Origin of the sequence: Hyalangium gracile (assembly GCF_020103725.1) — a bacterium.
GTDB classification, from domain to species: Bacteria; Myxococcota; Myxococcia; order Myxococcales; family Myxococcaceae; genus Hyalangium; species Hyalangium gracile.
In genome coordinates this window covers 276,645-302,319 of sequence record NZ_JAHXBG010000014.1, presented here as the reverse complement: position 1 = coordinate 302,319, position 25,675 = coordinate 276,645, and the positions used below count along the sequence as shown (strand labels likewise).

The window sequence follows — 25,675 nt, the reverse complement described above, 5'->3', positions numbered from 1 at the left end:
AGCCGCAGGCGATTGGCCAGCGTGAACTCGGCCGGCGGCTGGCCGTCGCGCGGGAACAGCCAAGGCCGGATGCGGCCCGAGCGTCGATAGATGATGCCTTGGTGACTGCCGAGGTCTTCCAGCTTGCGTGGCTTGCCGTGTTGCTTCAGGTAAGCCGGTGAGGCACAGACCACCATGCGTTGGCGTGCCACGCGGCGCACCACCACGCCGGAGCGGTCCTCGGGTTCGCCGGTGCGGATGGCCAGGTCGTATTCGTCCTCGGCCAGGTCCGCGAACCGATCGTTGAACGACAGATCGAGCTCCAGTGCCGGATAACTCCGCGCCAGACGCAGCAATACCGGTGCGACGCAGTGCCGCCCGAAGTGCACGGGCATGGTGACGCGCAGCTTGCCGTGCGGCTCGGCCAGCTGATCGGCCGCGAGCGCGTCGGCGGCCTCGGCTTCGGCCAGCACCACGCGGCAGCGTTCGTAGTAGGCGCGCCCGAATTCGGTCAGGGTCTGGCGGCGCGTGGTGCGGGTGATCAGGCGTACGCCGAGCCGCTCTTCCAGGAAGCGTACGTGCTTGCCGACCATCGGTCCGGACATGCCGAGTGCATCGGCTGCCGCGGCAAACGAGCCAAGGTCCACGGCCTTGATGAACACGGCCATGCTCGTCAGGCGGTCCATATTGGAAACTCCTGGTTTCGACTGTGCTGCCGGACTGGGCATTTACCAGCGGAGAGCGCGCCGGCACAGTCTATTCGAACCCAATGCTTAGGAGTCGGAGCCATGGCGCGCGTTGTCCGCTTTCATCGGCACGGAGGTCCCGACGTACTGCAGATCGACCAGGTCGATGTCCCGCTGCCCGGGCCGGGCGAGGTTCGCATCCGGGTCAAGGCGCTGGGCCTGAACCGGGCCGAGGCCTTGCTGCGCGCCGGCACGTATATCGAAACACCGCGGTTGCCTTCCGGCCTGGGTCTTGAAGCTGCCGGTATCGTCGATGCCGTGGGCGCCGGTGTCGTCGACGTGGCGCCCGGCGATGCAGTCAGCATCGTGCCGCCGACGTCAATGGTGCGATGGCCAGCCTATGGCGACCTCGTCACGTTCCCGGCAGCGCTGGTCGTCAAGCATCCGCCCTCATTATCGTGGGAAGCCGCTGCGGCCACGTGGATGGCATACCTCACCGCCTATGGCGCATTGATCGACCTCGCCGGGCTCAGGCAGGGCGAGCATGTCGTGGTCACGGCGGCATCGAGCAGCGTGGGGCTCGCCGCAATCCAGATTGCGCGAAGCGTCGGCGCCATCCCGATTGCAGTCACTCGTACGTCCGCCAAGGCACCGGCACTGCTGGAGCAGGGGGCGGCAAGCGTGGTGGCCTCCGCGGAGGAAGACCTCGCCGCCAGGCTCCGGGAGATCGCCGGTGAGCAGGGCGTGCGCGTGGTGCTGGATCCGATCGGCGGGCCGATCTTCGGGCCGCTTGTCGCGGCGATGTCGAAGGGCGGGATCCTGATCGAGTATGGCGGCCTGAGCCCGGAGCCCACGCCGTTTCCGCTGTTTGAAGTCTTGAGCAAGATGCTGACGCTGCGCGGCTATCTCGTGCACGAACTCCTCAACGCTCCCGAGCGATTGGCCACCGCCAGGTCCTTCATCGTCGATGGACTCGCGTCGGGCGCGCTGCGACCGGTGATCGCGAAGACGTTCGCGTTCGACCAGATCGTCGACGCGCACCGCTTCCTGGAATCGAATGAGCAACTCGGGAAGATCGTGGTGCGGGTTTGACCACACTGCACTCCGCAGCACCATTGCAAGTCGTCACCGGCGGGCGTAGTCGGGCTTGTCGGGAGGGCGGCGGCGGGAATCGAGCCCGCCGCTCGGAGCTTCTGGCGAGAGCGATCCAACCCGGTCGAGCGCGGTTTCCGTAAAGACTGCCCAGCACGGCATGTCCCTCAAGGTCCCCTCGCTCTCGGCCTTGGCCAGCGCCGCCAGCAGGGCTGTGGCGTTGGTGAAGAGCACCGAGTGCCCAGTCTCCACCGCCGCTCGGCCCAGCGCGATGGCCAGATGCGTCTTGCCTACGCCCGGCGTGCCGAACAGCAGCACGTTCTCGGCCTGCGCGATGAAGCGTCCGGTGGCCAGCTCCCGCACCAGCCGCGGCTCGATGGAGGGCTGCGCCTTGAAGTCGAAATCCTCGAGCGTCTTCACCGCGGGGAAGTGGGCGATGGTGATACCCCTGCTGGTGCGCTTGAGCTGCTTGGCGCCCACCTCCTCGCGCAGCAGAGCCAGCAGCTTCAGCGCGTACGCCTGTCCACCTCGCCGAGCGCGGAACACCGTGCCAAAGCCGCCAGCGCCCAGGCGGGCCTCCACCCCATAGGAGCCCACGTCCGTGCCCGGCCCCACGGGTGACGCCGAGGCAGGGCGCCGCCCCCGTCGCTTCGGTGCCGCAGGCAGTGCCACTCCCTGGCTCATGCGCCCTACCTCCTGGGTTTGTCGGGCAAGGCACCTCAGCTGCCGAGCCCGGAAGGGAGGCGCACCTCGGCCGGATCTTACATGTGTGGTGTATGTCGGGAACGGGGCGAGGGCCGTCGCCATCTCCACCGTCCGTGCTTGCACCTGGGCGAGGGGGGGGCCAGTGCCGACTGGTTGGCAGTGAGCGAGGGGGAGGTGCCCAGTGCCACCTGGTCGGCACTGGGCGAGGAGAGGGGGCCAAGTGCCGACTGGTTGGCAGTGGGCGAGGGCAGGGGCTCAGTGCCGACTGGTTGGCACTGAGCGCGGTGTTGAACTTCAGCCCGGCTGGAACGGACGCCTCCGCGCCCCTCCAACCTCTGAGGTCGGACGCGGGGCCGTCAGTCCCCGGAGACCGTGAGCTGCTTGAACCGGATGGTCGGCGCTCCGGCCGAGCCGCGGAACTGGAGATCGCTGCCGATGGCGTCCACGTCCTGCAGCATCTGCATCAGGTTGCCCGCCACCGTCACCTCCTGCACCGGGTAGGCCAGCTCCCCGTTCTCGATCCACAGCCCGTTGGCGCCGCGCGAGTACTCGCCCGTCACCGGGTCGGCTCCCTGTCCCAGCATCGCCGTGACGTAGAAGCCGCTCTTCACCTCGCGGATGAGCTCCTCCGGCGAGCGCGTGCCCGGCTCCATGTACAGGTTGTTCGTCCCGATGTGCGGCAGCGAGCTGTACCCCCGCGCCGCGTTGCCCGTCGTCTTCGCCTTCGCCTTGCGCGCCGTGAACGAGTCGTACAGGTAGCTCTTCAGCACGCCCTTCTCGAGGATCGGCGTGCGCCGCGTCGCCACGCCCTCCCCATCGAACGGCGCCGTGCCCAGCCCTCGCGGCAACAGGCCATCATCCAGCACCGTCACCGTCTCCGGCGCCAGCCGCTTGCCCAGCTTCCCCACGAAGACGCTCGAGTTCTTGTAGATGGCATTGCCATCCGCCGCGTCCGACACGTTGTCCACGAACGATGCGGCCATCAGCGGATCGAAGATGACCGGCACCTGCTGGCTCTTCACCCGCTTCGCCCCCAGCATCCGCACCGCGCGCCGAGCCGCCTCGCGCCCCACCGCCTCCGGCGAGTCCAGATCCGCCAGGAAGCGCTTGTAGTCCATCCAGTAGCTCGTCTGGAGCTGGCCGTTCTCCGAGGCCACCGGAGAGCCGAACAGGTACACGTACGTGCCCGCGTAGCCGGAGGACAGGCCCTCGCTGGTGGCCACGTACACCTCGGCCACGTAGTCCCCCGCGCCCACGTTGTTGAACGTGGCGACGCGCGGGTCCACCGACTTGCCCACCTTCTCGATCTCCAGCGCGGCCTTGATCTTCCAGTCGCCCGCCAGGCTCGCCACCGCCGGATCGTACAGCTCTCCCGTCTCCCCCGGCTTTCCCAGCTCCTTCGCCGTCGGCAGCCCGTTGAGCTTGTTCGGCGCCGCCGTCTGCGCCAGCTGCAGCGCCCGATCCACGAAGCTGTCGAGCGACGTCGGCTCGAAGTCCGACGTGTATGCGAACCCCAGCCGGTTGTCCTTGGTGATGATGCGCAGGCCCATGCCCTTGCTGGTGGCCTCGGTCAGGTCGGCGATCTCCCCGTCCCGCACGCGGCAGGAGCTCTGCCGCCCCACCTCGAGGAACGCCTCCGCCTGCTTCGCGCCCTTCTTCTTGGCGCGCTGGACGATCTTCTTCGCGAGCTGCTCGTAGTTGTTCACGCTTCGCTCCTCAGGAGACCTTCGTCCCGCCCACCGTCATGTTGTCGATGCGCAGCGTGGGCAGCCCCACGCCCACCGGCACGCCCTGGCCGTCCTTGCCGCAGGTGCCCATGCCCGGATCCGGCATCGGATCGCACCCCACGCGCGACACGTTCTTCAGCGCCTCCGGCCCCACGCCAATCAGGATGGCGTTCTTCACCGGCCGCCCCAGCTTCCCGTCCTCGATCTGGTACGCCTCGCTCACCTCGAAGACGAAGTTACCGTTGGTGATGTCCACCTGCCCACCGCCGAAGTTGGCGCAGTACAGCCCGCGCTTCACTTCCTTGATGATGTCCACCGGCGAGTGGTCTCCCGGCGCCAGGTACGTGTTCGTCATGCGCGGCAGCGGCATGTGCTTGAAGGACTGACGCCGCCCGCTGCCCGTGGACTTCTGGCCCATCAGCTTCGCGTTCAGGCTGTCGTACATGTAGCCCTTGAGCACGCCCTTCTCGATCAGCACCTTGCGCTCGGCGGGCACGCCCTCGTCATCCACGTTGATGGAGCCGCGGCTGTTGGCCATCGTCCCGTCGTCGATGACGGTGACCAGGTCCGACGCCACCTTCTGTCCCAGCTTCCCGGCGAACAGCGAGGTGCCCTTGCGGATGAAGTCCGCCTCCAGCCCGTGGCCCACCGCCTCGTGCAGCAGGATGCCGCTCCAGCCCGGCGCCAGCACCACCGTCTGCGGGCCCGCCTGGCACTCGGCCGCGCCCAGCGTGGCCACCGCCTGCCGCGCCGCCTCGCGCCCCACCTGCTCCGGCGTGAAGCTGTCGAAGTGGCTGAAGGACACCCGGCCTCCGCCGCCGAACGAGCCCGTGCGCCGCTCCTTGTTCTTGCCCTCGGCCACCACTTGGATGCCGATGCGGCACAGGTCCTGCGTGTCCTCCGTGTAGTGGCCCAGCGTGTTGGCCACGGCGATCCGCTTGGTGTTGTCCGCGTACGAGCCGTTCACCTGCTTCACCCGCGAGTCGAACGCCCGCGCCGCCTTGTCCGCCCGCAGCACCAGCTCCGCCTTGCGCGCGACATCCACCTCCGACAGCGGCGTCGCCACCCGGTAGTAGGTGGGCGCCGGCGCCCGGCTCACCTTGAAGCTCTGCTCCGAGCCGCCGCCCTGCGCGATCATCGCCGCGGTGCGCGCCGCCCGCATCAGCGCCGGCTCGTCCAGGTCGTCCGAGTACGCGTAGCCCACCTTCGCCCCGGAGATGACGCGCACGCCCACGCCCTGCGACAGGCCCGTCTGCGCGCTCTTGATGCGAGACTCCTCCAATACCACCGCGGTGGTAAGCGAGCGCTCCACGTACACCTCGGCGAACTCGCCCCCCTTCGCCATGGCTACCGCGAGCAGTCGCTCGATCAACGGCTGGGGAAGCAGGGGAGCGGGCGGGGCCAGCTGGCTGATGACGGGGGCCAGCTGGGCGGGGGTGGGACGCTTCGTCCTCGCCGAGGCACGGGGCATTCGTATTCTCCAAGACACTGTGAGATGAGGGGGACCCTAACGGGGCCATCCGTCACCGGCAACGGCCAACGCACACCGAGTGTTCCAGCCTGTCGCTCTGTGCATTCCCCTGGCACGGCGGGCGCTCTAAGATGCTCCGGCCTCAAAGAACCGGCCTACACCCATGCCCCCTCGCCGACCGACCTCTTCCCGCGCGGATTCCTCGAAGCCCTCAGGTGGTGGCGCGTCGAAGAACGATCGCACCGAACTCAAGCCGTCGCCCTACTTCAAGGGCCGCAACCGTCCAGGGGGCTCCCGGGGGAAGCCGGCGGAGGAGGACGTCGACGAGCCGTCCATGAAGGACCCCGTCGAGGAGGAGTACCACACCTCCAACCACTTCCCCGGCGAGGAGGGAGCGGACGATCCGTCCGAGGGCACCCCGGTAGGGGACGATCCGCGCGTGGTCTCCAAGGAGATGCGCGCGCTGGAGGACGAGGAGCCCGAGGAGGACGATGACAACCCGGACGCCACTCGCACCGGGCCGCCCATCTCCATCCACGTGCTCGAGGGGCCGGACGCCGGCAAGAAGAAGCGCTTCAAGACCGTGCGCATGGTGGTGGGCCGCGGCAAGGACGTGGATCTGCGGCTGACGGATCAGTCCGTGTCCCGCCGTCACCTGGAGCTCATCCACGGCGACACCGGCACGCTGCTGAGGGATCTCGGCGGGGCCAGCGGCACCAAGGTCAACGACGAGCGCATCGAGGAGGCGGTCCTCAAGCACGGCGACGAGATCGCCATCGGCCGCACGCTCCTGCGCTTCGTGGACGAGCTGGAAGCCGTCAAGCAGATGCGCGCCGAGCAGGAGGCGAAGGAGGCCGAGGAGAAGAAGAAGAAGGAAGAGGAGGCCAAGAAGAAGGAGGAGGAGGCCGCGGCCAAGAAGTCGGCGCTGGCCAATGCCACCGCGGCCAACAAGGCGGACGTGGACCCGAATGATCCTCGCTTCCAGGAGGGCACCCAGGTCCGCTCCGTCGACAGCCTGCGGCCGGTGCCCACGCGGCGCGCCAGGAACGCCCTGGGCGAGAACAAGGTCCTCATCTTCGGCGGCGCGGGCGTGGCGGTGGTGGTGCTGGTGGTGGTGATGATCATCGTCATGGGCAAGAAGGAGCCGCCTCCGCCTCCGCCGCCCGATCCCAAGGAGACGCTGGCCACCACGAAGATGCAGGCGGCGCGCACGGCCATCCGCGAGGGTGAGTACGCGCAGGCCGTCAAGCTCATCGACGAGGCGGAGAAGCTCAAGCCGGGCATCGACGAGGAGGGCCTGGCCAAGGCGGCCCAGGCCGAGGCCACCGTCATCGAGGCCTTCCAGGCGGTGCGCGCGCTGATGGCCGAGGGCAACTACGAGGAGGCGCGCCGCAAGCTGGACACGGCCCCCGCGGGCACCACCGCCAAGAGCGACGAGGAGCGCAACAAGCTCGACAAGGAGCTGAAGGAGGCCGAGGGCACCTTCTACACGAAGCAGGCGGACGAGCTGCTCGAGGCCCGGGACGTGGAGGGCGTGCGCGCCGTCATCCCCAAGCTGCCGTCCAACGCCCAGCCCCTCTACCGCACGAAGGTGGAGGATCTGGAGAAGCTCCTGGCCAAGGAGGCCGAGGACGAGGTCCGGCTGAACCGCAACAACAAGGCGGCGGCCGCCAAGCGGGCCGCGGAGAAGCGCGCCGAGTTCATCGCCGAGGCCTTCGACGCGGTGGAGCGCAAGTTCGAGAACGGTGAGTACGAGCGCGCGGTGCTCGAGTGCGATCGCGTCATCGAGGCTCACAAGGGCGACGAGGAGATCCGCACCCGCGCCCGCAACCTCAAGCGCCTCATCCCCCAGTTCGCCCGCTACTTCGTGGACGCGATGCGCAAGGTCCAGTCCAACTCGCTGGAGACGGCCGTCCGGCCGCTGCAGAAGTCCGAGGAGCTCTACAAGCAGATCGGCTTCCAGGGCGCCCTGCTGGACACCATCCACGAGAAGCTCGCCGAGGCCTCGGTGCGCGCCGGCAAGGCCGCCCTGGCCCGCAACGACGTGGCCAGCGCCAGCCGCAACTTCCGCGAGGCGCTGCGCCTCAACCCCGACGAGCAGCGCGCTCGCGACGGCATGGCCAGCCTCGAGGGCAAGGTGGAGGAGCTCTACCAGCGCGCCTACGTCGAGAAGGATCGCGATCCTCGGTCCGCAGCGGAAAAATTCAGGATTGTCATCGACACCGCGCCGGAAGGCTCCGAGCTGCGGGACAAGGCGCAGATCCACCTGAGAGAACTCAACCCGTGACGCCCCGGGGGTGAGCTAAGGTGCCGGCCACTGATAGCCACTGTGGCACCACCGTCGGGGAGAAGCTGGAATGAGTGAATCGCTGCGAGAGCTGGGGATGGATCTGCTCGAGGAGCGCCAGTTCGAGCGCGGCCTGGCCGTGTTCGCTGAGTCCGTCCGTCGCAGGCCCTCGGATCACCGCTCGCGGATGCTCGCGGCGCGCTGCCTGGCCGAGCTGGGAGAGCGCGAGCGCGCGGTGACGGCGTACCACGCCTGCGCGGAGGGCCTGCTGCGGCGCGACTACCTGCTGTCCGCCATGGCCGCCTGCAAGCTGGCGCTGGAGCTGGCGCCCCAGGAGCGCCGGCTGAGGGACACCCTGGAGCGCATCCACGCTCGCGCCGCGCGCAGCGCCCCGGGCCGCGCCTCCGTGCCCCCGCCGCTGCCCCCGGATCCGCTCTTCGACGGCAAGGTGGAGACGGACCTCATGGAGCTGATGGGCGAGGAGCTGACCGCCCGCGTCCTCGAGGTGCTGGCCGCCCCGGACCCCGGCGGCGTGGCCGATCCGAACAGCCGCCCGCCGCTGCCGCTCTTCGCCGATCTGGAGCGTGACGCCTTCCTGGATCTCGTGCAGCGGATGACGTGGAAGAGCGTGCCCGCGAACACGGTGATCAGCCAGGAGGGCGACGCGGGTGACCACATGCACGTCATCGTCGCCGGCAAGGCGGAGGTGTCGCGGCTGGTGGACGGGCAGCGCAAGGCGCTGGGCCGCCTGGGCGGCGGCTCCATCTTCGGCGAGCTGTCGCTCATCACCGGCACCCCGCCCACCGCCTCGGTGACGACGGTGGTGGACACGGAGGTGTTCGAGATCCGCCGCGAGCACCTCAACGCCATGGCGCGCACCTTCCCGTCCGTGCCGCAGGTGCTGGCCGAGTTCGCCCAGCACCGCATGGCGCGCAACATGATCGCCACCTCGCCGCTGTTCCAGCAGCTGCCCGAGTCCGAGCGGGCCGCGCTGCTGGGGCGCTTCACCTTCAAGGCGCTGCAGCCGCGCGACAAGGCGCTCACCGAGGGCGAGCCCGCGCCGGGCCTCTTCCTGGTGCTGGCCGGCGAGCTGGTGGTGCAGAAGGAGGATCCCGCTGGCGGCGTGGTGAGCCTGGGCGTGCTGCGCGAGGGCGAGGTGGCCGGGGAGATCTCCCTGCTGACGGGCGTGCCCGCCACGGCCACGGTGATGTCCACGCGCAAGACGGCCACCGCCTTCCTGGATCGCGCGGCCTTCGGCGAGCTGACCAAGGAGTACCCCACCATCCAGACGTACCTGGAGCAGCTCTCGGAGCGGCGCCAGAAGCAGACGGCCGAGGCCCTGCGCCCCGCGGAGATCATCGACGCGGACGAGCTGGTGATCGAGGCGGACGCGGCCAAGGCGTCCTGAGTCGGCGATGGTGACGCTCTCGCGCACTCGTGTGGTGGGGCTGGTGCTGGGGCTGCTCGCCGGCGGCCTGGTGCTGGCCCTCTGGCCGCGCGAGGAGCCCTCCGTCCAGGAGGCCATCACCCGGAAGATCGTCCAGATGACGCGCTCGGCCGAGGAGAAGGACGTGGGCGCGCTGATGGAGGGGGTGTCCGAGAGCTTCAAGTCCGGCCAGGGCTGGAGCAGGGACCAGGTGAGGGGCATCCTCGTGGCCCAGGTGCTGCGGGGGCAGTGGGTCCGCATCTTCCACACCGGCCTGGAGGTGACGGAGGTGTCTGCCTCGAAGGGGGACTTCTCCGTGCGCTTCATCTTCGCTCGCTCGGAGGCGCAGGAGCTGGAGCAGCTCGCCCAGGAGAGCGTGATGAACGCCTGGCTCGTCGAGGGCTCCTTCGAGAAGGAGCAGGACGGCGAGTGGCGCGTGGTGACGGCGCGCCACCGGCAGCTCAACCCCACCGATCTGTTCTGATCCGGATGCTCGGGCGCCCCGAGGGGCAGTGCCCGGTGCCCTGATCCTGTCGGCCACTGCACAGCGTAACCACGCGTGCGGCGCGCCGCCCGTTTGCCCGTTTTCCTGCTTTCGGCCCGGGGCCTCCGAGCGAGGACCTACACCGAAACGTGGATCTCAAAGAAACACAGGAAAGCAGACATAACCCACTAGCCATGGTGGGCGGAAAGATCTGCCTGCACTTCATATGGGTGGTCTTCCCGTTAGTCCAGTATGGTGCCGGCTGCAGCAAAACAGGGGGGCGTACCGTATTCCTGGAATCCGGACGCGTCGGACAAACGCGAACCTATGCCTCGCCCCGCGGCGCGGAGGTCGAGTCAGGGAGGAGGAAGTCCTGTGAAGAGAAAGTCCATCTATGAGTTGGTGTTTCTGGCCTTCACGGCCACCGCGTGCGGGGCCCCGGAGCTGACGGGGACGGACGCGAAGGAGACGCCAGCATTTGAGCTCACGACCGTAGCCCCCTCGCTGGAGGGAGACACCACGCCGCCGCAGAGCACCGCCGTCATCGAGGGCCGGGCCGACTCGAACGGCGAGTACCACAACAACGTCGCCGTCCTGCTCAAGGCGACGGATGACGCCTCCGGGGTCCAGGCGATCTTCTGGAGCATGAGCGGAGCGACGACCAAGAGCGGCCAGGTGAATGGCGCTCAGGGGTACCTGCCGGCCATCACCGCGCGGGGGACGACGACCGTCACGTTCTACGCGAAGGACAACAGCGGCAACGTCGAGGCGGCCCAGTCGGTCTCCATCAAGATCACCCCCTCGGAGGGCGTCTGCAGGGAGGTCCAGCTCAACGACTTCAACCTGTACGTGAGCGGGGACTACACCGGTGGCCACGACGTGCGCGGCAAGGTGGCGGCCGGCGGCACCCTCGACATGCACTACTTCTCGGTGGGCGCGGGCCTGGCGGCCGACGAGACGTCGAACGTGCTGGTGGCCGGCGTGGCGCTGAACGTCAGCCACGGCGGCGTCTTCGGCGACGCGTACTACGGTGAGTCCACCACCGCCAACGGGACGGTGACCTTCTACCGGGGCGCGCTGGCCCCGGAGCCGCTGTGGCCGGTCGACTTCCCCTCGAGGGACGCGGAGCTGCTGGAGCTCTCCTCTACGCTCGGCGGGCTGCCGGTGAACGGGAGCCGGCAGTTCCACTCCTGGGGCGGACTCTTCCTGCAGGGCACGAACCCGAAGGTGAACGTCTTCGAGGTGCACGCCACCACCCTGAGCGCCACCCGGTACTTCTCCCTCACCGTGCCGACGGGCTCCGTGGCGGTGATCAACGTGGTCGGCTACGACGCGACGATCGCGAACTTCTCCAACGCCTACAGCGGCGTGGACGCGACGGGCGTGCTCTTCAACTTCGTGAACGCCGGCTACATCAACGCCTTCAACTACGGCTTCTTCGGCACGGTGCTGGCGCCCCAGGCCCACATCGACTTCAGCAGCGGCAGCTGGGACGGCGGCATCTACGCCGCCTCGATGTCGGGTAACGCCGAGGGCCACCTCGCCCCGCTGCGGCCCTTCGTCGTCTGTGGCGACGGCGTGGGCACCTGAGCCCCTTCATGTAGGTAGTGGAGTGCCCCCTGTCGGGTCGCACGCGGACCGAACTGGTATGACAAGCAGACCAGTTCGGAAAGACCGCGCCCGACAGGGGCCTCCTCTTCAGGGGGCTCGCGGACCACCGCGGGCCCCTTCTTCTTGGGCGACCGTCACTTCAGCAGGGCGTCCGTCTCCGCCTTCCACGTCTTGGCCATGCCAGCCTGCCCGGCTTCCGTCAGCTGCTTCGCGACGCTCGCGGCCCGCGCCTGCAGCTCATCCAGCGGGACGCTCCGAGCGCGATCGCGAGTGAGCGCGACGAAGTAGTGCTGGCAGCCCGTGGCGTAGTCCCCCTGGCCGAAGAGGACCGCTCCCATCGCGGTGTAGGCCTCTGGCAGCGGCCCGGCGCCGGTGTCTGGCGTCAGCGGCTCGAGCGCCTCGCGCGCCTTGGGGTAGTCCTTGCGCGCCAGCAGCAGCAGGCCCTTGGCGTACTTCGCCCGCGCCAGCGCCGGCCCCTTCACGGCGATGGCCTGCTCATAGGCCGCCAGCGACGCATCCTGCTGGCCCGCGGCTTCCAGGACGCCGCCGCGAGCCAGCCAGTAGCGATCGTCCCGCTCCAGCGCGCTCACCGTCTTGCCTTCACCGGCGGGCACCTGCACCCCGCGGAAGATGGCCTCGTACGTGTCCAGCAGCGCCAGCGCGCCGGCCCCGTCGCCCGCTGCCTGGAGCGCCTTCGCTCCCTCCAGGTAGAGCAGGGGGGCCGTGCGGTGCTTCGCCACCGCTGACTCGAAGGCCGCCCGTGCGCCCGGATCCTTCCGGGCCGCCAGCGCGCGGGCCCGGCTGAAGAGGGCATAGGGCTCGTCCGGGAGCAGGGCGAGCGCCGCGTCCGCGGACTTGATGGCCTCGTCGGGGTGGCCCTGGGCCAGCCCCAGCTCCGCCCGGGCCGCCAGCATGCGCGCCTTCAGCACCGGCGTCAGCTCCGCCTCGCGCGCCTGCACCTCCTGGAGCAGCCGCTCGGCCTCCTTCGGCTTCTCCAGATAGAGCCAGGCCAGCGCCGACGTCAGCCGCGCCTGGAGGTGATCGGAGTTGGCCGAGAGCGCTCGCCCCAGCGCCTCGTTGGCCTGGGCGAACAGCCCTTCCTCCAGGAGGGCCTCGCCATAGGCCGCGGCGAAGCGCGGATCCCTCCACGCGCCATCCGTGGCCCGGGAGAAGGCCTGCCGCGCGCCCTGCAGGTTCCCGAGCGCCTGGAGCGTGCGGGCCTGCGTCAGCCACAGCTTCGGGTTGCTGGCCCCGCGGTCCCGGAGCGCCTTCAGCGCCTGCTCCGCCTCCGAGGCCTTTCCCTCGGACAGCATCACCCGCGCGCGCACCACCCGGGCGCCGTAGCGCTCCACGTCCTTGGACTCCAGCGCCTCGGCGCGGGCCAGGTGCTCGCGCGCGCGGGCCTCCGCGCCTGGCTGGTGGTGCTCCAGCCACAGCTCGGCCTGGATGTCTGCGGCCAGCGCATGGGCCCCGTAGACGTCCGGATCGACGGCGAAGAGCGCATCCAGCTCCTGGAGCGCCTTCTGCAGGTCCGCCGGATTGCCGCGCTGCGCCAGCCCCTGGGCGGCTTTGAGGCGTGTGTCCGTCTCCTGACGGACGCGGCCTCGGTGCACCACGTAGGCGACCGCCGCCCCGAGCAGCACGGCCACCAGGGCCACCTGCACCAGTGCGCTGGCCAGGCTCTCCCTCCGCTTCCAGTCCCGCTGCCCGACGCTACCGCCGTCTGCCATGCCCATGCGCGACTGCCTCCGGCCCGGAAAATTGAATGGTTTCGGACGTTTATATTGATCAGGGAGCCGCGCCTAGATATGTCCGCCCCCTTCGGGTGTCAACGGAGGGGCGCGCGAAGGGTTGGGCGGCTGTCCACTCCGGGAGGTGGCTCGATGGCAGTCTATACGGTGCTGAAACCCGAGGCGTTCGCGCGGGTGGCCGAGGTGTACGGGCTGGGCGAGGTGAAGGAGGTGGTGGCCATCCCGGAGGGTTCCATCAACACCAACCACCGGGTGCTCACCGCGACGGGCCGCTTCTTCGTGCGCCACACCACGGTGCGCTCGGCGGAGGATCTGCGCTTCGAGGCGGGCCTGCTGACGCACCTCACCGAGTCCCACTTCCCCTCGCCCACGCTGGTGCCGACGTTGCAGGGGCGGCCCTTCCTGGAGCTGGAGGGCGGGCGGGTGAGTGTCTTCAAGTGGCTGTCCGGCGAGGAGCTGCGGCGCCCCCAGGTGACGCCGGAGCACGCGGAGTTCCTGGGGCAGGAGCTGGGGAAGATGCACCGCATCACCCAGTCCTTCGGCGGCAGCCGGGACAACCCCTACAGCGCGGCGCAGGTGCGCAGCTGGCTCTCGGGGCTGCGGCGCCACGCGGATGACGAGGTGGCCAGCGTCGCGGACGAGCTGGCCGAGCACCTGGAGCGCGCGGAGGGCGCCAGGAACCAGGGCCTGCAGCCGCGCGGCGTCATCCACGCGGACCTCTTCATGGACAACGTGAAGTGGCTGGCGGGCCGGGTGGGGGCCTTCTTCGACTTCGAGATGGCCTGCGTGGACGCCTATGGCCTGGACGTGGCCATCACCCTGAACGCCTGGTGCTTCGACGGCGGCTACCTGCCGGAGCTGTGCAAGCCCTTCATCCGCGGCTACCAGGAGTCCCGGCCGCTGACGCAGGCGGAGCGCGACAACCTCTTCGGCCACGCGCTCTTCGGCTCGGTGCGCTACACGGCCAGCCGCATCCGCGACTTCCACCTGTCGCCGCTGCCGCCCGAGCAGCTCACCCGCAAGGACTTCCGCACCTACCTGGCGCGGGCCCGGGCGCTGGACGCCATGGGCCCCGCGGGCTTCCTGAAGCTGCTGGGGCTGTGAGCCTCAGATGCCGGAGACGATCTTCCACTCGCCCTGGACGCGCTTGAAGATCATCTGCTCCAGCTCGGCGTCGCTCTGGGGCCGGCTGGTCAGCGTGGGCATGCGCCAGCTGGCGTTCCAGTAGTAGATGGCGGTGGCCATGTCGTCCTGCACGTCCACCCGGCGCACGCTCATGTCCACCTTGGGCCGCTCCACCCGCTGGAAGAGCGCGTTCATGTGCTCGGGCAGGTTGGCGTAGGTCAGATCGTCGTCCGGGTTCTCCGTGCCGGCATCCTCGCGGAAGTCCTCGGCCACCAGCGCCTGGATGGCCTTGGCGTCCTTGGCCTCCACGGCGGTGCGGTAGCGCTCCATGATGGCGAGGATGGCGCGCGAGTCATCGGTGTCGGCAATCTCGGTGCCCGGGATACGCCGGGTGGAGCAGGCCGAGGCCAGCAGCAGCAGCGGAACGACGAGAAGGGCTCGGTAGGTCATGGTGCGGTCGCCTCTAAGGGTGCAACCGCGCTGGTGTCAACTCATTCCCCAGCCATGAGAGGGGCCAGCTCAGCCCTTGCGCAGCACCTCGGTGATGAAGCGGTTGAGCACCGGGGCCTCGCCCTCGAGGATCTTCAAACCCTCGGACTGGATGATCTTCTCGCCGATGGGGGCCAGCATCTTCATCAGGAAGGGCAGCTTGAGGCCGATCTCCCCCTCCATGGTCCGCTCGGTGGCCCCGCCCACGTCGCGCAGCCGCAGCGTGCCCGTGTTCACCAGCATCTTGGAGATGGCGTTGGAGGTGGGCACGTTGCTGAAGGTGAGCTCCTTCTTCTTCTTGTCGTAGGTGGACGTCTCGATGAAGGCGAACCACTCGGGCGGCACCTTCTTCGGGCCGATGGAGGAGATGACGGGCTTGGGGCGGTAGCGCACCTTGCGGCGCACCAGATCGCCCTCGGCCTTGAGCTCGAGCTGCTGCACCTCGAGCAGCACGCCGTGGTGCTTGAGGAGGAACTCGGGGTAACGCTCATCGAGCATCGCGCGCTCCACCTCGTCCACCGTCCCCATGATCCGCTGCCGCGATTCGAACCGCATACGCCCTCCTGTGAGTGAGGGCCTGCGTCTAGCGGAAAGCCTGTCGGGGCACCAGGGGTCCTTGAAACACAGCATCCTCGAAGTCACATCGAGCCACCCACTCGACGGCCACCGCCTTGAAGGCAGGTCCAAAATCCGGCAGAGCGCCCACCTCATGCCGCACCGCGCCGCAGTCCCCGGCCAGGTAGGAGGACTCCACCAGGAGCCGCAGGGCCTCGCGGCGGATGGCCTCGGACAGCTCCAGGCCCCCCGAGGCCAAGCCTTGCGTGAGGTACTCGACGGCGAGCCTTGGATCTCCAGCCTGGTGCAGGCGCCGGCCGAGCAGGTAGTTGAAATAGGGATCCCTCGGAGCCGCCTGGAGCGCCCGGGCCAGGTACAGCAGCCGCACCTCCTCCTGGCGGAGGCGGAAGAAGCTCTCCACCGTCCTCAGCCGAGAGGGTGAGTCCAGCGAGGCGAGCTTGATCTGCGCCGAGCGCGTCAGCTCGGGGCTGGGGGCCAGGGTGAGCACCCGCTCCAGGTACTGCCGGGCCACGTCGAGCTGCTGCAGCCGCAGGGCCAGGTCCGCCTGATCCATGACGACCTCGGCCAGCATCGCGGGCTGCTCCTTCACCTTCTCGGCCAGGGGGGCGAGCAGCTGCACGGCCTCGGTGGTGCGGTCGAGCTGATCCAGCGCCAGGGACTGCCCCATGACATAGGTGGGCTCCTCGGGCTGGAGCTCGGCGGCCCGCCGGTAGAGCTCCAACGCCTCCTGCGGATCGGTGGCGAGCGCCTCCTGGGCGGTCTGCTGGAGCCGGGCCACCTCGCGGGCGCAGGTGCGGGTGAAGAGGCTGCCGGTGCGGAAGCGCAGGAAGGCGCGGCTGATGGCGCCCTCGTCCAGGGGCAGCGTGTCCAGGTAGCGCTCCCACTCGGTGACGAGATCGTCCAGGGAGCGCCCGTAGGCCAGCTGGAAGTCGGCGTGGGCGTAGAGCACGCGCACCTTCTCCGAGCCGTAGGTGTCCGCCAGGTAACGCAGGAAGGAGCCGGCCACCGTGTACGCCCGCGCGGGGGCGGACTGGTAGAAGCCCTCGGTGCCCATGAGCTTGCGCATGTCCGGGGCCAGCTTCTGGCGGCGCATGCCGGCGGCCCACTCGTGCAGCGTGAGCTCGCCCTGCACGGGGGCATCCGCGGCCACGGCGAAGCCCTCGATGACGCCCATCAAGGGCCAGAGCCCGAAGCGGGTGGTGACGCGGAACGGGCCGCTGCCGGCGGAGGCGGCCATCACGTGCGCCAGCTCGTGGTGCAGGGTGGAGTGGGGGAAGGGCCGATCGTTGATGTGCAGCTCGGCGAGCCAGGGCTTGGCGAACTGGGTCCGCCCGGCGCCCACCAGCGCCTGCTTCTCCTCCTCGGTGCGGTACAGGTAGACGTGGATCCGCTCGGAGAGCGAGCCGCCCAGGAAGGTGGACAGCTGCTGGTGGCGGAACTCGAGATCCCTCACCGTGCGCTCCACGGCGTCGCGATCCATGCCGCGCGCGTAGTGAAGGCGGAAGTGCTGCGAGTCCCGGAGGCCGCCCAGCTCGTGGGAGAGGTACTCGTGAGTCATCCGCAGGCCGAGAGTCGGCCCGTTGCCCTCGAGGATGGCCACGGTGCCCACCCCGAGTGTCAGCAGGAGCCACGCGCCGGGTGAGGGGTTCGGCTGGGAGAGGCGGCCTGCGCGCACGTCCAGGCTGATGGCCGTGAGCAGCGCGAGCAGCCCCGCCAGCGCCAGCGTCTCCAGCCGGAACCAGCCGAGCCGGGGAGTGATGGCCAGCGCCTCGTCGTAGAGGGGCCCCGGGAGATGTCCGAGAAAGTGGTTGAAGGCATACACCTGAGGGCCGAAGACGATGGGCCAGGCGGTGTGGAGGCCCGAGAGGAGCACCAGGCCGACGTAGGCGAGCACGCCGCGTCCGGGCGTCCGGGCCCAGAAGCCACAGAAGACGCCGGCGGCGGAGGCGAGCGCGGCGGAGGGCAGGGTGAGCAGCGGGTAGAAGCCCACCAGCTCGAACGGATCACACTCCGTCGAGAAGAGTGCGAAGAGAGTGGAACTGAGGAAGGGGGGGACGAGCACCGCGGTGTTGAGCAGCAGCGCGGTGCCCAGGGCCTGGGCCACGGCCTGGGTCGGGCGCTCCGGGCGGGGGAGCTCCTTGAGGCGGGGCTCCTCGCCCTTGAGGAGGCGGCGCTCCTGGGCGGCGGCGGCGATGCCCACTCCGCCGCCGAGGGTGCCCACGGCGATGGAGAGGGCCAGGCTCAGCTCGAAGCCGGGCAGGCCGAAGAGGGGGAGGAAGACGAGGGCCGAACCCCCGAGCGCCAGGAGACCCGCCACGGTGAGGACGGCGGGGCGCCGCAGCAGGGCGGAGGCTCGGGATAACAGGACTTGCCGCATAGGCTCCCCTATACTGCTCCCCAGCATGCCCGAACAGAAGACCGGTCCAGAGCAGCGCCAGCAGGTCCGCGTACCGATCGAGTTGAAGGTCGACTACAAGAAGCTCAACTCGTTCTTCGCGGACTACACGAAGAACATCTCGAAGGGCGGCACCTTCATCAAGACGAAGAAGCCGCTGGCCATCGGCACGCGGTTCCTCTTCAAGCTCACGGTGCCGCAGCGCGAGGCGCCGTTCGAGCTGCTGGGCGAGGTGGTCTGGTCCAAGGCGGACGGGGACGAGCCCGGCATGGGCATCCGCTTCATCTACAACAGCGACACCCAGCGCTCGGAGTTCGAGGGTGTGGTCGAGAAGCTCATGGCGGACAGCCTGGGGACGGACTTGACCGAGAAGCTGCTGAACAAGTCGCTGAACTCCTGAGCATGCGCCGGTTTCCTGTTCAGGCAGTGGGCGTGGCGGTGCTGTTGATGCTGGCCTGCCGTCCCGAGGCCGAGGGCAAGCCACCGGCTCCCGCGCCCCCGCCGACGACGGACGTGACCGCGAAGGAATATGTGATGCAGCCGCTGCCGCGCGCCTTCGTCCGCCTGCATGACGCCTATGGAGGAGTGCACCGGGTGGAGGTGGAGGTGGCCGCGACGCCGGAGGCGCGCTCGCGGGGGCTGATGTGGCGCACGGAGCTGGCGGCGGGCAAGGGCATGCTGTTCCTCTTCCCGGAAGAGGTGGTGCAGAGCTTCTGGATGCGCAACACGCTCATCCCGTTGGACATGCTCTTCATCGACACGCGGAAGAAGGTGGTGGGCATCGTCGAGCGGGCCGAGCCGCGCACGCTGAAGGCGCGCTCGGTGGGAGTGCCCAGCCAGTTCGTGCTGGAGGTGCCCGGAGGCTGGTGCCAGTCGGTGGGCATCACGAAGGGCAGCACGGTGGAGTTCGAGGGAGTGTCCTCGATCCGGATCATCCCCTGAGGGGCGCGGAGGCTCAGCGCTCCTTGTAGAGCAGGCAGATGCGGACGGAGCGAGGGCCACCGAAGCCGGGCCAGCGCCAGCCGTGCGAGTCCAGCGGGCCGTAGCCGTAGTCGAACCAGGGGCCTGGGGAGCGGCTCGAGAGCTTGCCGGTGAGGACGTAGGTGTCCGAGCGCAGCAGGGTGTAGCCCAGGGCCTGGAAGTCCTCGACCTTCAGGTGGTTCCACGCGGGGCCGCGGTCCGAGTCCCACATGACGAGGGTGCCGACAGGGGCCTCGCGTAGCTCCCGCAGATAGTTCTCCCGGTTCCATTCGAGGCGAGGGGAGAGGGGCGGGGCATCGAACACGGCGTGCATGTAGCGCTGGCTGCCGTAGAAGCGAGTGATGGGACGGGGCGCCTCGCGGAAGCGGGCGGCGGTGGCGTCCACGGCCCAGGCGTCACGGGACCACTCGGCGGCGTCCACATAGAGGAGCGCGGCCAGCGCGGAGGGGAGCAGGACGAGGGCTCCCAGGGCAGCGGCCAGACGCTGGCGGGTGAGCCTGGCGGCGAGGGTGTTCCAGCCCGCGAGGGTGATGAGGGCCATCGCCGGGGAGACACAGACGAGGTAGCGCGGGTAGCCAGCGGAGCCGAACAGGCCGAGGGTGCGGAGCACCGAGTGCAGCACGAAGAGCACGAGGAAGGCGGAGGTGACGGCCTTCAGCTCTCGGCGGCGGAGGAGCACGGCCAGGCCCACGAGGAAGGGGAACAGCAGCAGGGGGCCCAGCAGCTCCGGGAAGCGGATGACATAGCTCCAGAGGGGCGCGGTGCCATAGGCGTCATTCTTCGGGGCCCAGCCCTTGGGCCAGTCGTGGAGGATGAAGAGGGGATCGCGGGTGAGCAGATAGGAGGCCAGCCACCAGAGCGCGCAGCCCGAGGCGAGCAGGAGGGTGGAGGGCAGCCGCCGCCAGAGAGGGCGGGGAGCGCGCCGGTCGAGCAGGAGCCACACGCCCCACAGCGTGGCGAGGAAGAACCCCTCGGGCCGGGCCAGAGGCAGGAGCGAGGCCAGCGCGGCGCCCGCCTTCATTCGGCTGGAGTGGTGGAGCCGCAGCGCGACCACGAAGACGAGGGCGAAGAGAGGCTCGGTCATCAGCTCATGGCACAGCAGCAGCCACGCGGGCTGGAGCCAGAGCAGCGGGACGCTCAGGTGGGGGCGAGCGAGCCCGAGCGCCTCCGCGAGTCGGAACGTGTTCCAGCCAGTGGCGAGGCAGATGAAGACGGTGACGAGCTTGGCCACGGGATAGCCGAGCTGCGCCGGTGCGGCGTAGACGAGCTGGAAGAGCGGCCGGGCCCAGACCTTGACGAAGTAGAGAGGTGTCTGGAAGGCCCATCGGGCGAAGAGATAGTGCTGCCCGCCATCCTGCTGATAGCTGTCCGGGAACAGGACGACGAGAGCGGCGCCCAGGGCGCCCAGGGCCACGCACCAGGCCAAGGCTCTCTGCCAGGCAGGAGCGAATCCGAGTGTGAGATGCCGCGACTCGGCGCCAGTTCGCAGGTCCTGCTCGCTTGGCGTGCTCATCCGAAGTGGAGGTCCGCTTTTACCGCTCCACCAGTGGGGCTTCTTGTCGCCATGGTGGCGTTGATAGAGGGTCTTGAGGAGTGCCTCCAAGGCGCTCTCGGATCGAGGCTCCACTGTCTGGATACCGATCTCGAAACGCTACCCCGCATGAAGGAGAGCCCAGAATGGATCGTTGATCGTATGGCCGGACCAGGCGAGTTCGATCAGCTCCTGAAGATTGTCGTGGCGCGCAGGACATAGACCCCTGGCTCGCGAGGGATGGGCCCGAATCCGTGCGGGCCTTGTTGCGCGGCTTCGGAAAAGGGGTGCCACTTCTTGTCGAGCTTGCGAGAGAGGACCGTGCCATCACACATGGCTTGGACTATGCCCAGGAATGCTCGGGTGAGCCATCCTGGTCAGCTCCGCGCGGCTACGGCTGCGCGCGGCGCTCGAACATGAACGCGCTGGTGCGCGTGCTGGCCGCCAGCTCCTTCACCTTCTTCTTCAACGAGGCGGCCATGCTCGACAGGGACGCCGGATGCACGTCGCCTCCCATCTTCCGACTGTCCAGCACCGCCAGACTCAGCGTCACCGGAGGCACCTGCACGCTCGTGCCCTTGCGGTCCCTGGCCTGGAACCACCCGCGCTCCAGATCCCCCGCCTCGAACAGCGCGCGCTTCTCCTCGTCGAAGCGCCGGCAGATCGCCTCGAGCGCCGCGGGCTCAACCGCGTCCGGGCACACCAGCACGAAGTCATCCCCGCCCACGTGGCCCACCTGGCTTCCGCTGGGCAGCAGGTGCAGGCTCTCCGAGAGCACGCGCGCCGTCAGTCGGATCAGCTTGTCCCCCCGCGCAAAGCCGTAGCGGTCGTTGTACTCCTTGAAGTGATCCAGGTCCCCGTAGATGACCGTGAACCCCGCGCCCTGGAGCGCCTGCCGGATCCACCGCTCGATCATCCGGTTCCCTGGCAGGTGCGTGAGCGGGTGGGCCCCCTTCGCCGCGCGGACCTCCAGCTCCGTGGCCCGGGCGATCAGCTGCTTCATCGTCACCGTGCCCAGGAACCGCCCCTGCGCGTCCGTCACCACCACCGGATCGTAGAGCGCCTCCGGCGCACGCTCCATGGCCGCCGTCGCCAGCGCCGTGATGGACATGCTCTCCTCCACCACGAGCGGTCGCTCGATGGTGACTCGCTGCGCGCCATGCCGTGTCACCAGCGCTCGCGGCTTCTCCTGCTCCACGAACACCACGTGATCCAGCCCCGGGGGGCGCATGAAGAGCCGATCCAGCTCCTCGTCCGTCGTCAGCGCGTGCACGCTCAGGCGCGGGATGACGATGCCGCCCACCGTCTCGTCGTCCTCGTCCTTCTGGAAGTGGACCTCGCGGATGGCTTCCCGTCGCCGCAGCTCGAACTCCGACGTGGGGCGAGGCGGATCACTCGCCGGCCGCGCCACCAGGAAGCCCTGGGCATGACGGACGCCCAGCCGCAGCAGCACGTTCAGCTCCTCCCACGTCTCCACGCCCTCCGCGATCAGCGTGCTGTCCACGCTGGAGGCGAAGGTGACCAGCGACTTCACCAGGTGCTGCCGGTAGCTGTGCTGGTGGATGTCTCGCACCAGCGCCTGGTCCAGCTTGATGAAGTGCGGCGCGCTGTGCACCAGCGTCACCAGCCCCGAGTACCCCGCGCCGAAGTCATCCAGGGCGATGCCGAAGCCGTGCCCCATGTACCGCCGCGTGAGCGCCGCCAGCTGCTCCGAGTCCGCGAAGGTGCTCGTCTCGGTGATCTCCAGGACGATCTGCCGCGGGCTCATCCCATGGCTCGCCAGCAGCTCCAGCGGAGCGCCATCCCGGAAGCGCGGATCGCTCAGCACGTCCGGCCCCACGTTGAAGAAGAAGGGCACGCGGCGATCCTCGAGCGGCAGCGTGGCGATGCGACGCACGGCCGCCGTCCAGCACGCCCTCTCCAGCTCCCAGCAGACCCCTTCCACCCGCGCCTTGCTGAACAGCACGTGCGGCGCCTGGATGGGCCCCGCCCCTCGCGAGAGCACCTCGTACCCGATGGGCTCCCCGTTCATCAGATCCACGATGGGCTGGAACACGGAGACGATCCGGGGCTGGTCGCCGCTCCAGAGCCACGAAGGCGGCTCGGAGGCACCGCTGATCACGGGAAGGCTCATGCCTGGAAGATGTAACGGATGCCTCTGACCGCCCCACGCCGGGCGAGTGAGCGCCACGCAACAAGCCCGTCACGCTGCCATGACAGCCAAGGCTCCTGCTCCTGGCCGCACAGCGGGTAGGAGGACACACACGACTCGGAGTGTCCGGATGGCAACGCGCCAGCTCGACATGCTCCCGGCGCACGGCTGCTCGCCCGCCTGTCATAGGTTTGGGACGCAAGCGTTGACCGGGCCCGGCCCGCCGGAGCGCCAGGGGGCCACCGGAGCCGATGGGCGCCCCCGGCCGCTCCACCGCCTCGCCCAGGGACGCGGCGGCGGACTCGAGCTGCCGGCGGGCGGCGACTCAGGGCTGAGAGGTAACCTTCAGCGTGCCGAGCAGGCGCGAGTCGCTGTCGTAGTTCGAGCCGTCGATGATGAAGCCGAAGGCGTAGCCCTCGTGGAGCTCGAGCGAGGCGGTGCCGCTGACGTTCCAGCCGTCCCCGTAGTTCCGCGAGTAGAGGTCCACGTAGGCGCGGCCGTTGGGGCCGTCCGCGAAGGCGCGCGCCTGGGCGTTGACGCGGTACCAGGCGTGGAAGCCGGTGTAGTTCCAGCCGAACTCCAGCGTGGTGTCACGCGGCGCCGTGGCGGAGTAGGTCCACGACTGGGCGCTCCACACGCTCGAGCCGCTGAGCGAGTAGTCGAACGTCATCGCGTCCGTGGCGCTGCCGTCCGCGGTGGCTGACCGGGTGCCGGGGCCCGCCGCCGACCAGGACAGCGACTCGAGGGCCAGCGTCTCGGAGCCGTACAGCTTGAAGGAGGCGTCGTAGGGCGTGTCCGAGTAGCTGCCCAGCCAGTACTGGATGCCGTGGGGGTAGACGTTGCCGCACTTGGAGAAGGCGCCAGAGTACTGAGACAGCCGCACCAGCTTGAACGTGTACGCGTGGTCCGGCTGTAGCGTGACGCCCGCGAACGAGAAACCCTGGAAGGCGGAGGGGACACCCGCCGTCTGCGAGCCCAGCGTCACCGTCGTGGGCGAGGTGGCGAGCTTCGTGCCGCCCGTGCCCTCGCCGTCGTACAGCTCCATGGCGTACGAGGTGGTGTAGTACAGCTCCGGCTTGATCCAGAACTCGATCTTCTGGAGCCGCGTCACCTTCGCCACGCGGAAGCTCTGGCCGATGGCGTTGTTGATGGCGACATTCGTGTTGCAGCCCGCCGTCTCCACCGAGATGAGCGGCTCCTCCACGGGCGTCGGCTCCGGGTCCGGCGCGGGGGTCGCCGTGCCATTGAGCTTGAAGGAGATGTCGCGCGAGTTCTGGGCGCTGTAGCCCAGCCAGTACTCCTTGCCCGCGCTGTACACGTCGCCGCACTCGGAGAAGGCGCCCGAGTACTGCGACAGCCGCACCAGCTTGAACGTGTACGCGTGGTGGGCCTCCAGCGACAGGCCCGAGAAGGTGAAGACCTGGAACCCCGAGGCAACCCCCGCCGTCTGCGAGCCCAGCGTCACCGTGGTGGACGAGGTGGCCAGCTTCGTGCCACCCGTGCCCTCGCCGTCGTACACCTCCACGGTGTACGAGGTGGTGTAGTACAGCTCCGGCTTGATCCAGACCTCGATCGACTCGACGCTCGTCGGCGAGCCGACCTGGAAGCTCTGGCCAATCGCGTTGTTGATGGCCATGTTCGTGCTGCAGCCCGCCGTGTCGACGCTGATCAGCGTCTCGGCCTGCGCCTGCCCCGCCAGCGCCAGGGTGGCGCCACACACCAGCGCACCGCAGAGAGAGTGGACGTTCTTCGAGAACCGCTTCATGGAGTGCTATTCCCCGATCGTTTGGCGTCGTCGTGACGCGGAGCCAGGCAAGAGCAAGCCTCGCGCCAGCCTTGCTCGCGGAGCCGCTCACAGGGAGAGCCGCCATCGTGGGCCCTCCGGGGCGTTGCGCCAGGGGCAACACTCGTTGCGCCAGCGACAACACCCCCTCTCCTTCTTCGGCTCCCCGGCGGCGCGCTGGCCTCTTGCGGGCCGCGCTCCTCTACACCCTCTGGCCTCGGCCATGCTCGGGGGCGTCCTCCGGCGCGGTGGGCGCCGGAGCCGCGGGGAGCGGCTCCGTCTGAGAGAGCGTCGCCTGAGCCGCCACCGCCTCCATCGCCTGTCCCTCCTCGAGCTGGGAGGAGGAGAGCGCCCGGAAGCGGCGGGTCAGCGCCGACAGCTCGGCGGCCTTCATCTGCGCGTGCCCGCTGCGCAGGGACAGGAGCGCCACCCGGGCCCGGTCGAGCTGCGCCACCTGGGCCCGGAGCCGCGCGAGGATGCGCTCCCGGCGCTGCTTGAGCTCTGCCAGCCGCTCCACCTCCTCGCCCAGGGACGCGGCGGCGGACTCGAGCTGCCGGCGGGCCACCACGTCGGTGCTCGCCTTCGCGGCCCGGAGCAGCTCCTCTCGCTCGTTCTCCAGCTCCGTCTGCGCGCGCTCCTCGAGCTGGGCCTCCACGCCCGCCCACTCGGAGGCCAGCTCCACGGCATCGCGCGTCATCCGGGACAGCGTCCGGGCCAGCTCCTCACGGGCGGGCTCGCGGGGGAGCTGCGCCAGCGACTGGCCGCACTGCCGATAGAGGGTCAGCGCGCGCTGGGCCAGGGTGTGGAAGTCCCCGGAGAGCCGGGGCAGCAGCTCCTCGCAGCGGGCCTCCACGGGATCCGAGGAGAGCGCCAGGTGCGCCGCCACGGAGCTGAGCCCCACGAAGAGGCCCACGACGGCGCCGGCCACCCCCGCGCCGAGCATCACGGGCGTCGCCAGATCAGCCATCCGCGCGGCGAGCACGCGCGCCACCTCCACTCCGCCCAGGGTGAGCCCGACGCACAGGCCGGCGCCGAGCAGATAGTTCACGAGAGTAGGGCGCCGCTCGCCGACCTGGCTCTCCTCACCACGCTCATTGAGGTGGGCGCGAACCAGCAGCGCCCCCGCCGCCGCGGCGCTGAGTCCGGCCGTCCACGCGGGCGCCATGCCCAGGGCATAGGGCAGGGCGGGCAGCAGCACGCCGAGGCCCGACAGCAGGAGCCGGTCCCACCTGTCGCCCCGGGCCACGGCCAGCAGGGTGCCGACGATGACGAGGTAGGCCAGGGGGAGCGCTACACCCAGCTTCAGGGAAGCCAGGTGCAGCAGCCCGGCTCCGGCTCCGGCGGCCAGGGCGCGGGTGACATTTCGCTCGAAGACTTCGCGGTGGTGGAGCTGCAGGACAGTGGCGGACATCGGGAACTCCGAC

Annotated in this window: 20 protein-coding genes; 8 read left to right on the top strand and 12 right to left on the bottom strand. The window is 69.4% G+C overall.

The window, feature by feature from the left end; translation table 11 throughout:
• The coding region (locus tag KY572_RS27865) for a LysR family transcriptional regulator (protein ID WP_224246012.1) at window positions 1–665 on the bottom strand (665 nt) is incomplete at its 3' end.
• Between the two features lie 102 nt (window positions 666–767).
• Between KY572_RS27865 and KY572_RS27860 the strand changes: the two genes are divergently transcribed.
• Window positions 768–1,757, top strand: coding sequence for a zinc-dependent alcohol dehydrogenase family protein (locus KY572_RS27860; RefSeq protein WP_224246011.1), 990 nt, complete (start codon window positions 768–770; stop codon window positions 1,755–1,757).
• Window positions 1,758–1,790: 33 nt separating this feature from the next.
• Here the strand turns inward: KY572_RS27860 and KY572_RS47895 are convergent, their stop codons facing one another.
• The 3 genes from KY572_RS47895 to KY572_RS27845 form a co-directional block, all read right to left on the bottom strand.
• Window positions 1,791–2,441 (bottom strand): ATP-binding protein, encoded by a 651-nt coding sequence (locus tag KY572_RS47895; protein ID WP_317987908.1) that lies wholly within the window; start codon window positions 2,439–2,441, stop codon window positions 1,791–1,793.
• A gap of 377 nt (window positions 2,442–2,818) precedes the next feature.
• The gene (locus tag KY572_RS47890; RefSeq protein WP_224246010.1) at window positions 2,819–4,168 is read right to left on the bottom strand and encodes a TldD/PmbA family protein; all 1,350 of its coding nucleotides are present in this window, start codon (window positions 4,166–4,168) and stop codon (window positions 2,819–2,821) included.
• A gap of 10 nt (window positions 4,169–4,178) precedes the next feature.
• On the bottom strand, window positions 4,179–5,660 hold the full coding sequence (locus KY572_RS27845) for a TldD/PmbA family protein (RefSeq protein WP_224246009.1): 1,482 nt from the start codon (window positions 5,658–5,660) through the stop codon (window positions 4,179–4,181).
• Window positions 5,661–5,994: 334 nt separating this feature from the next.
• Between KY572_RS27845 and KY572_RS27840 the strand changes: the two genes are divergently transcribed.
• From KY572_RS27840 to KY572_RS27825, 4 genes are all read left to right on the top strand, one after another.
• On the top strand, window positions 5,995–7,947 hold the full coding sequence (locus KY572_RS27840) for an FHA domain-containing protein (RefSeq protein WP_224246008.1): 1,953 nt from the start codon (window positions 5,995–5,997) through the stop codon (window positions 7,945–7,947).
• A gap of 70 nt (window positions 7,948–8,017) precedes the next feature.
• Complete coding sequence (locus KY572_RS27835) at window positions 8,018–9,355, top strand: cyclic nucleotide-binding domain-containing protein (protein ID WP_224246007.1); 1,338 nt, start codon at window positions 8,018–8,020, stop codon at window positions 9,353–9,355.
• Between the two features lie 7 nt (window positions 9,356–9,362).
• A complete protein-coding gene (locus tag KY572_RS27830) occupies window positions 9,363–9,857 on the top strand; it encodes a hypothetical protein (RefSeq protein ID WP_224246006.1) in 495 nt (164 codons plus the stop codon).
• Between the two features lie 375 nt (window positions 9,858–10,232).
• Window positions 10,233–11,447, top strand: a complete 1,215-nt coding sequence (locus KY572_RS27825; RefSeq protein ID WP_224246005.1) for a choice-of-anchor A family protein — start codon at window positions 10,233–10,235, stop codon at window positions 11,445–11,447.
• Window positions 11,448–11,602: 155 nt separating this feature from the next.
• On the opposite strand, the gene KY572_RS27820 is transcribed toward KY572_RS27825, so the two are convergent.
• A complete protein-coding gene (locus KY572_RS27820) occupies window positions 11,603–13,204 on the bottom strand; it encodes a tetratricopeptide repeat protein (RefSeq protein ID WP_224246004.1) in 1,602 nt (533 codons plus the stop codon).
• Between the two features lie 147 nt (window positions 13,205–13,351).
• Here KY572_RS27820 and KY572_RS27815 point away from each other — a divergent pair, with 147 nt between their 5' ends.
• Window positions 13,352–14,323 (top strand): homoserine kinase, encoded by a 972-nt coding sequence (locus KY572_RS27815; RefSeq protein WP_224246003.1) that lies wholly within the window; start codon window positions 13,352–13,354, stop codon window positions 14,321–14,323.
• Between the two features lie 3 nt (window positions 14,324–14,326).
• Here the strand turns inward: KY572_RS27815 and KY572_RS27810 are convergent, their stop codons facing one another.
• The 3 genes from KY572_RS27810 to KY572_RS27800 all read right to left on the bottom strand — a co-directional run bounded on the left by KY572_RS27810 (window position 14,327) and on the right by KY572_RS27800 (window position 17,786).
• A complete protein-coding gene (locus KY572_RS27810) occupies window positions 14,327–14,794 on the bottom strand; it encodes a YybH family protein (RefSeq protein WP_224246002.1) in 468 nt (155 codons plus the stop codon).
• A gap of 69 nt (window positions 14,795–14,863) precedes the next feature.
• Complete coding sequence (locus KY572_RS27805) at window positions 14,864–15,388, bottom strand: DUF2505 domain-containing protein (RefSeq protein WP_224246001.1); 525 nt, start codon at window positions 15,386–15,388, stop codon at window positions 14,864–14,866.
• A gap of 28 nt (window positions 15,389–15,416) precedes the next feature.
• The gene (locus tag KY572_RS27800; protein ID WP_224246000.1) at window positions 15,417–17,786 is read right to left on the bottom strand and encodes a tetratricopeptide repeat protein; all 2,370 of its coding nucleotides are present in this window, start codon (window positions 17,784–17,786) and stop codon (window positions 15,417–15,419) included.
• A 25-nt stretch (window positions 17,787–17,811) separates the two neighbouring features.
• Here KY572_RS27800 and KY572_RS27795 point away from each other — a divergent pair, with 25 nt between their 5' ends.
• Entirely contained in the window at window positions 17,812–18,204 is a 393-nt protein-coding gene (locus KY572_RS27795; RefSeq protein ID WP_224245999.1) for a TIGR02266 family protein, read from the top strand.
• A 2-nt stretch (window positions 18,205–18,206) separates the two neighbouring features.
• Window positions 18,207–18,746, top strand: a complete 540-nt coding sequence (locus tag KY572_RS27790) for a DUF192 domain-containing protein (protein WP_224245998.1) — start codon at window positions 18,207–18,209, stop codon at window positions 18,744–18,746.
• Window positions 18,747–18,759: 13 nt separating this feature from the next.
• Here KY572_RS27790 and KY572_RS27785 read toward each other — a convergent pair whose 3' ends face one another.
• The 4 genes from KY572_RS27785 to KY572_RS27770 all read right to left on the bottom strand — a co-directional run bounded on the left by KY572_RS27785 (window position 18,760) and on the right by KY572_RS27770 (window position 25,662).
• Window positions 18,760–20,211: a hypothetical protein gene (locus KY572_RS27785; RefSeq protein ID WP_224245997.1), complete on the bottom strand. Its 1,452-nt coding sequence runs from the start codon at window positions 20,209–20,211 to the stop codon at window positions 18,760–18,762.
• A 496-nt stretch (window positions 20,212–20,707) separates the two neighbouring features.
• The gene (locus tag KY572_RS27780) at window positions 20,708–22,450 is read right to left on the bottom strand and encodes a bifunctional diguanylate cyclase/phosphodiesterase (protein WP_224245996.1); all 1,743 of its coding nucleotides are present in this window, start codon (window positions 22,448–22,450) and stop codon (window positions 20,708–20,710) included.
• A gap of 343 nt (window positions 22,451–22,793) precedes the next feature.
• Window positions 22,794–24,233, bottom strand: a complete 1,440-nt coding sequence (locus tag KY572_RS27775) for a hypothetical protein (protein WP_224245995.1) — start codon at window positions 24,231–24,233, stop codon at window positions 22,794–22,796.
• Between the two features lie 220 nt (window positions 24,234–24,453).
• Window positions 24,454–25,662, bottom strand: a complete 1,209-nt coding sequence (locus KY572_RS27770) for a hypothetical protein (protein WP_224245994.1) — start codon at window positions 25,660–25,662, stop codon at window positions 24,454–24,456.
• Window positions 25,663–25,675 lie beyond the last annotated feature (13 nt).